We start from the raw sequence: 7210 nt of genomic DNA on the forward strand, positions 1-7210 counted from the left end.
CTCGCATGTTCCGGTGTCCGAAGACGGCCCGCCTACGAAGCGGCGCGCACCAGAAAGCGGCTGACGCTGCGCAGCTTCTCCCGCGTCTCCTCCAGCTCACGCTCGGGGTCGGACTGCGGGACGATCCCGGCTCCGGCCCGCAACCACGTTCGTCCTTCCTGCCTGAACACGCTGCGCAGCACGAGAGCCGCGTCCAGTGCGCCTTCGGAGTCGACAGTCAGCACGGCTCCGCTGTACAGCCCGCGGTTGCCGGGCTCAACTCGGTCGATGAGCCGGCAAGCCTCGGCTTTGGGGATCCCGGACGCGGTCACGGCCGGAAACAGCACCGAGAACGCGGCCCAGCAATCGGTGCCCGGGCGGAGCCGACCGGTCACCTCAGAGCCCAGGTGCTGAACGCTGCCACGGTCCCGGACCGACATGAAGTCTCCGACCCGCACAGTGCCCGGAACGCAAACCTCCGCGAGCTCGGTGGCCGACCGCCGCACGGATATCGCGTGTTCGTAGACCTCCTTGGGGTCGCGGCTCAGCTCTTCTCGACGAGCGCGGTCCAGCTCGGCCTCACCCACCAAAGCCCTCGTGCCGGCCAGCGGTTGGGTCACGGCGATCCCGTCCGCGGTCACCGTCGCGACGATCTCCGGGCTGAATCCGGCGGCCTCCCAGTTGCCTTGGCGGACCACGAACGACCGCACGGGGTCATTGGCCCGGCGGCCGGCCAAGTACGTGGCGGGCAGGTCGATCGCGCCGGGCACCGGGACCCGGCGGGAGAGGATGACTTTCTCGAGCGTGCCCGCCCGGATGGTGTCCACGGCTTCGGAGACCGCCCGGCGATATGAGTCGGCCCCTTCTTCCAGGTCTACCTCGACGAGTTCGCCGCCCGCGTCTGCGGACGCGGTGACCAGCCGGTCCCGTAGCTGATCGAGTTCGTCTTCGGTCCGCGCCCGGAGTGCTGCCACGTCGCCGTCGAGCACGATCTCGCGCTCCGGCACGGTGAGCCGCAGCACCGGCTCGGGAGTCCGAACGGAGCCCGCCAGCACTTGACTCAGCTCGAAGGCCGCCCAGCCGTAGGCGCGCCACCGGTCCCCGGCGGCCGCGGTTCCGGCCGCGGCCAGCGCCTCACCCACGGTCGCCAGCGGGGAGCCGATGCAGGAGATGGAGACCTGTTCACCGCCCGCTGATACCGTCAGGTCACCGTCGCCACGGAGTTCGACCACGGCGAGTTCACCTTCGGCCCAGCACACGCGGCCGCCGCTTTCGTAGAGCACGTGCGGGTCCCGGCTGCCGGCGCACAGACCGGCCGCCACGGCAAGGCGGTCCCCGGAGAACGGCACGCTTCTGTCTGCGAATTTGCTCAGTGCGGTCTCAGTCATGTTTCTTCCTCCCCGAAAGATCGAGTAACCGTCCACCACCGGTCTGGTGGCGACATCGACGCCGGTTGAGTGCTCCGCGGTGATGCGTCCGACGTGGTTCTGGACGAACTCCTCGTCGACCGGCGGGCGCGGGGGCAGTTGCAGCCGAACCCGCCCGGTACGTCGTTTCGCCACAATGGGAGTACACCCATGTCGATCTCGCCGACGACGAGGCTGTGCAGGGCGCTTCGAGGTCACACCACCGTATCCCGGGTCTCAGCGGAATCCCCATGGCCCCGCTACTCGGATGGCGTCGCGAAGGTGAGGACCGCGTCGATTCGGTCCGCCCCTAGTCCGAAGCCCCAGCTGATAACCCGAACCGCCTGTCGGCCACCATCGGCGTCGGCATCGCCGACCCGATCACCTAGCCCGTGTCGACGCCCGAGGAGATCTACCGCCGCCTTTCGTCACGACCTCTCACACCGGCTGGAGGCGGAGCGCTGCCGGGCGGCTGAGGGCGCGTTCGCGCCGAAAGCCGCGGCCGGTCGGCTCCGGCACCCCCGGGTGATTCCCGCGACCAGCGGGTAAGCCCGGTCTGCCAAAATCCTCGTGACGATCGAACCCATCGGCCCGGGCTCGCACAACGCGACCCGCGGCCGGTCCGTCCTCGGCATCCGGTTCTCCCCGCATTCGTAGCTGCCGCCAGACACTTCGTCTCCATCCGGCGAAATCCATCATCGATCAGGATGGTGCCCTTCTCGACGGCTTGCGGGGCAGAACCCTTGTCCAAAATACTCCGGCACGCTGTCGCGGGCCGCTGCGGTGAGGAACGACCGGTCGCGTCAGCGCCGGAACCGGCCCCTCGACAGGAAACCGTCATCCTCAGGCCCGCAGCGAAACTCGTCACCGAGGTACTCGGCCGGAATTGGTAGTACGCGTACCCGGCGAGCGTGCTTATAGTGTGCTCTTGTCATACCTTCGACAAGGGGCAGTCATGGACGTCCACACCTTCACCTACGAAGAGCTTTACAGAGGCGGCACGCCGATGGGCCGGAACATGCCGTGGGACCTGCGTGCACCGCAGCCCGCGGTCGTGGCACTGGCCGACGCGGGCGCGTTCACCGGCGAGGTTCTCGACGTCGGCTGCGGCCTCGGCGACAACTCGGCGTTCCTCGCCTCCCGCGGCCTGCACGTCACCGGCCTGGACATCGCCCCGTCGGCGGTCGAGCTGGCCCGCGACCGTGCGCCGGGCGTCACCTTCGCGGTGGCCGACGCGACGAAGCTCGAAGGCTACGAAGGCCGCTTCGACACCGTCCTCGACAGCACGCTCTATCACTGCCTCACCGAAGACCAGCGCCGCGAATACCTGGCGGCCCTGACCCGCGCGACCCGCCCGGGCACACGGCTGCATCTGTTCGCCTTCTCCTCCGAGTTACCGGCCAGCTTCCCGGCGCCCTACTCGATCAGCGAAGCCAACCTGCGGGAGACCGTCGGGCGCGACTGGACGATCGAGAAGCTCGAGCCCACCGTCTACACGACGTCGATGACGCCGGAAGAGCTGCGGCAGATCGCCCGGGCCTTGCTGGACGAGGAACCCGCCGACCTGGCCAGCCTGGCCACCGACGCCGACGGACGCGTCCTCGTCCCAGTCTGGTACCTGACCGCGGTCCGCCGTTAGACGTTGCGCCGGCACTGGCCGCCGGCCTCGAAGAACGCGAGCGGTCGGTCGATGCCACCGGGTCCGGTGTCCGCCCGGCGAAATCGTGCCGGCGGCCGGAGGCAAAGTCATGCCGGCCCCTGGGGCCACAGCCCCGGTAAGTGACCACGAAGACGGTGACCAGGGGCGACCAGGGCTGCGCCGATCTTGCCCACTCGCGGGACGATGTGGACGGTGCCATCGGACACGCCGGACCGAGCCTGGTGAAGAAGATATGAAGAGTTGCGTCTCAAGCTGGGTCAGTGTGAAGGTGACCCACTGAGACGGTGATCGCGATGACCGGGTTCCGATGCGAATTGAGCCGGCGTGAACTGGCGATACTGCGGGCCGTGGCGGCCGGGCGCGGAGTGCTGTTCGCCGGCTGCGAGCCCGCCCTCACGATCGACGGCTGCTGGTGCGATCACGTGGCGGTGCACAACCTCGTCGGGGCCGGCCTCATCGAGAGCGAACTGCGGCTGGCGTACGGCCTGGCGTCGCCGGCGGCGATCACGGAGACGGGGGAGGCCGCACTCCTCGAAGCCGGGTGGAACGCCGGATGAGGCGCACCGACCGACGAAGAGCGTGCCCTTTTGTCGATGTTTTGCGCGTCTTCCGCCTTTCGCGGCTGTTCGTGCTCGGTCACTTTGTCCAGTGACGTTGCCCTACGGGGCATCCGGTGCAGGGTGTCGTCCGAAAGGCGTCTTGTTCGAGGTACGGTCACCGGCGAGCCGCGCGATGGTGAGCGCACCGGACCTGACGGATCGAGTGTTCGTCACTTGCCCGCGGCAGGACACGCGCCGCACCGAGATTCGCTCAGTTCACGAAGATCGAATACCAAGGTCCAGGGGACCCATATGATTATTCATGGTCTCGCGTCCGGTCCAGCGCGCGAGCTGGTCTGGTTCGTCACCGATGTCCTGTGCACCGAACGCCGATGTCGTGGCACACGCCGGCGAGTACTGCCTGTACTGGCAGGCAGCCTTCCCACGGCGTCTCGACTGGTGGGGCCGGCACCGGGCAAGCGGCACTTCGCTTGAGACTTACTCGCCAAGGTCAAATTCACGTCATATAGAGCAATCCGCGACGTTGTAGCAGCGACAAGACTCCGGATGGTGAATATGAATGCATTCATCGACGACTACGAGCAAGCCATGGTTCCCCGCCGCGAGGCGTTCCGTGCTGCGCCCGCAGTCACAGAGCTCATTGCGCCAGAATGTTCCGTCGAACGCTTCACACGTTGGATGCTCAGGTTCAGTGCACATGGACCGAAGATGACTGCGCCTGTGGAAGAGTGGATTGCCTCCGCTGGAAAGCGGTGCCAGGAGATCGGAATGAACGCGCTTGGCACCGCACTAACAGCTCATTCCCACGCTGAGGCTGGTCACGACGCTTTGATGGTGGCAGACGCCTATGCCATCGCGGCGTGGCTCAACGAGCACGGAGAACATATTGACGCGCAGGCTCTGCTGGCCCAGCCACTACTTGCCAGCTCACAAGCGTACCGTGCCCTGCACGAAAATGTCATCAATGGCCCTCAGCCTTTTGGTCAATTGGCAATCGAGTACGAGATCGAGATGCTGTCCGTTACGATCGGACCGCCAATGCTACGTAACTGCGAACGCGTATTCGGGCCCGGCAATCGGCAGTACACCTTCCTGGCCGAGCATGTCGAGCTCGACGCCGGCCATACCGCCTTTAACCGTCGGCAGCTCAGTGAGGTTCTCGCCGTGAAGCCAACTGCACTTCCGATGATGATCGAGACCGGAACCGCTGCCCTGGACGCTTATGGCGCATTCATGGCCGAGTGCATGGAGCTAGCCGAAATGGACCTCGGGTGATGTCCATACCGCATCTCTCGTACAACCCGAAGCTGGAGTTGCACCTGCCCGTAAAAGCTAGGTCCGCGACCACTCAAGAGCCATCCGAGCCAGACTGGTTATCGAACATCCGGTCGTTCCGGGCTCGCGTTCTGTGGAGCCGCGGCCGTAGGCCTGCGTTTCGCACTGCCGACGGTCGCTTTGTCGACGCGGACACTCATGACACGAGCGCCTATCACCTCGTCCTCCGTGAACCGGCACGGGGCGATATCCTGGCCTGCGTAAGATGCGCCCCGCTGGAGCGGCTGAGGTCCAGCCGAGTTCGCAGTCTCGCTCCCGAGGCAGCCTCTCAACTGTTGCGTGGGGCTGAAATCAGCGACAGCGACGTACTCGAAGGAGCTCGGCTCGTCGTCGAGCCTACGTGGCAACGATCAGGGCTGGGCTCCCGGCTTCTCGTCGCCGAGACCGCGTTGGCACAACTGCTCGGGCGCCGGTTGGTATGGGGGACGATGGGGTGCAGGCAGGGCCAAGATAGATTTTTCGCCAAATTTGGGCGCACACCTCTCGGCGAACAACGCTTCACCTTGCCACAGTACGACGACGAAGTCGTCATCATGATCGGAAGGCCCGAGCAGGTGCCTTCTCACCTCGAAGGAGCCGTAGCCTCGGCCAGGGCGGAACTCCGCTCCTGCTTCGACAAACACGTCACCTCACTCGCACAACCATCGACCACTGAGATCACCGGACATTGACGGCGTATCGGTTCAGCACGGACATAGAAGTCCTAGACAGCAATGAAAGCGCAACGTTTTGCGCTTCCGGCGGTGATACAATTGCCCATGAACATCAGATATCGACCCCTCGAAATTTTGTCATGGCTATACCCTAGATTTGGCCCGATTATTCGATTTGGACGTATCGTCTGTTTACTCGGACCGAGCGCAAACCAGTTCGTGTTCGCCAACTCGAATTTGTTCCGTTGGCGCGAAGCGTTTGACGTATTGGTGCAGGTCGATGGCGGCTCCACAGCGCTGCTCGTGAGCGACGGAGCAGAGCATCAGCGGCGACGACGGGCGGTCCAGCCGGCCTTGCACCACAGGCACGTGACAACTTTCTTGGAAATCATGTCCGAGAACGCGGATGCAGTCCTGGCGGGTTGGCATTCCGGCGAACTGGTTGACGTTTACGAGGAATTCAGGGCCGCGATTCTGAATAGCACTGTTCAGTCACTATTTGGTAATCAATTTGCCGAACATGTCAGCTTTTTCGGCGATCACGTGCAATCACTTCTTGACATGGTCGAACGAGTTCCGATCATCGTCACTCTGCACCGTCGGCTCCGTACCCCTCAGTGGCGTCGTGCCATGGTTGCGCGCGCCAAAGTCGACGAACGGGTCTACGCTGAAATCGAGCGGGCCCGCGCTGGGGCCCCAGCGGCACGGTTACCGGCATACTCGACATGCTGGTGCATTCAAGTACGCTCTCTAATAAAGAAATCAGAGACCAAGTCGTAAGCTTGATCGCTGCAGGATTTTCCACAACCAGCGGGGCCATGGCGTGGGCGGTCTACGGACTGCTCACAACTCCTGGAGCCTGGCGACGAGCCGCTGCCGAAGTCCACGCGGTTATTGGTGACCGCGCTCCGACCGGTGCGGATCTGTCGCGGCTGACTTACCTCAACGGCGTGGTGCACGAGGCGTTACGACTGTTTCCCCCAGCAGCTATATGGGCGCGCTCGGTTGTCGAGGAGTTCGAGTTCGCCGGCAAGCGGATCGGCGGGGGTTCGTTCCTCCTCTTCAGCCCCTATGTTACGCACCGGCTGCCGGAGGTTTGGCCGGACCCGCTGCTTTTTCGGCCCGAACGCTGGGACCCTGATCGAGTTGACTATCGCAAGCCCGGACCGCACGAGTTCCTGCCTTTCGGTGGCGGCCCACACAGGTGCATCGGCGCAAACATGGCAACCACGCACCTGACGATGATGCTCGCCCGCCTTGTTGCACACACCGAACTCCGCCTGGAGTCGACCAAAATCCGTCCGGTCAGCCCGACAATCCTGCGGCCGCGGCATGGTCTCCTCGTAAAGATATTAGAGCTTCGCAACGAGGTTGGCGCCAAGACAGTCCACACCGAGGCCCAACAGGATTGATGTGCTGGAAGCGGCGCTCAACTAGGGCCTGTATCGAAGTGGGTCAGAGCCATTCGTTGATGGCGGCGATGTGGATGATGGCTTCGTAGCGGGCGGCGAGTTTGTCATAGCGGGTGGCCACCCCGCGGTGGCGTTTGAGGCGGTTGATGCCGCATTCCACGGCGTGGCGCTGTTTGTAGGTTTCGGGGTCGAAGGTCGGTGGCCG

Annotated in this window: 7 protein-coding genes; 6 read left to right on the forward strand and 1 reads right to left on the reverse strand. The window is 64.5% G+C overall.

Features of this window, described 5'->3' with window-relative positions; all coding sequences use genetic code 11:
* Positions 1–32 precede the first annotated feature (32 nt).
* Positions 33–1604 carry a salicylate synthase gene (locus ACLJPY_RS03015; RefSeq protein WP_410586425.1) on the reverse strand — a complete coding sequence of 524 codons (1572 nt, stop codon included), beginning with the start codon at positions 1602–1604 and terminating at the stop codon, positions 33–35.
* A gap of 736 nt (positions 1605–2340) precedes the next feature.
* Between ACLJPY_RS03015 and ACLJPY_RS03020 the strand changes: the two genes are divergently transcribed.
* The 6 genes from ACLJPY_RS03020 (at position 2341) to ACLJPY_RS03045 (ending at position 7005) form a co-directional block, all read left to right on the forward strand.
* Positions 2341–3024, forward strand: coding sequence for a class I SAM-dependent methyltransferase (locus tag ACLJPY_RS03020; RefSeq protein ID WP_410586426.1), 684 nt, complete (start codon positions 2341–2343; stop codon positions 3022–3024).
* Between the two features lie 314 nt (positions 3025–3338).
* Complete coding sequence (locus ACLJPY_RS03025; protein WP_410586427.1) at positions 3339–3602, forward strand: hypothetical protein; 264 nt, start codon at positions 3339–3341, stop codon at positions 3600–3602.
* Between the two features lie 558 nt (positions 3603–4160).
* Positions 4161–4880 (forward strand): iron-containing redox enzyme family protein, encoded by a 720-nt coding sequence (locus ACLJPY_RS03030; RefSeq protein ID WP_410586428.1) that lies wholly within the window; start codon positions 4161–4163, stop codon positions 4878–4880.
* Positions 4880–5611, forward strand: coding sequence for a GNAT family N-acetyltransferase (locus ACLJPY_RS03035; RefSeq protein ID WP_410586447.1), 732 nt, complete (start codon positions 4880–4882; stop codon positions 5609–5611). Before ACLJPY_RS03030 ends, ACLJPY_RS03035 begins: the two co-directional genes overlap by 1 nt.
* 87 nt (positions 5612–5698) lie before the next feature.
* Complete coding sequence (locus ACLJPY_RS03040) at positions 5699–6373, forward strand: cytochrome P450 (protein ID WP_410586429.1); 675 nt, start codon at positions 5699–5701, stop codon at positions 6371–6373.
* Positions 6319–7005: a cytochrome P450 gene (locus tag ACLJPY_RS03045; protein WP_410586430.1), complete on the forward strand. Its 687-nt coding sequence runs from the start codon at positions 6319–6321 to the stop codon at positions 7003–7005. Before ACLJPY_RS03040 ends, ACLJPY_RS03045 begins: the two co-directional genes overlap by 55 nt.
* Positions 7006–7210 lie beyond the last annotated feature (205 nt).

It is taken from the genome of Amycolatopsis sp. lyj-23 (assembly GCF_046549135.1).
In the GTDB taxonomy this organism is placed as follows: Bacteria; Actinomycetota; Actinomycetes; order Mycobacteriales; family Pseudonocardiaceae; genus Amycolatopsis.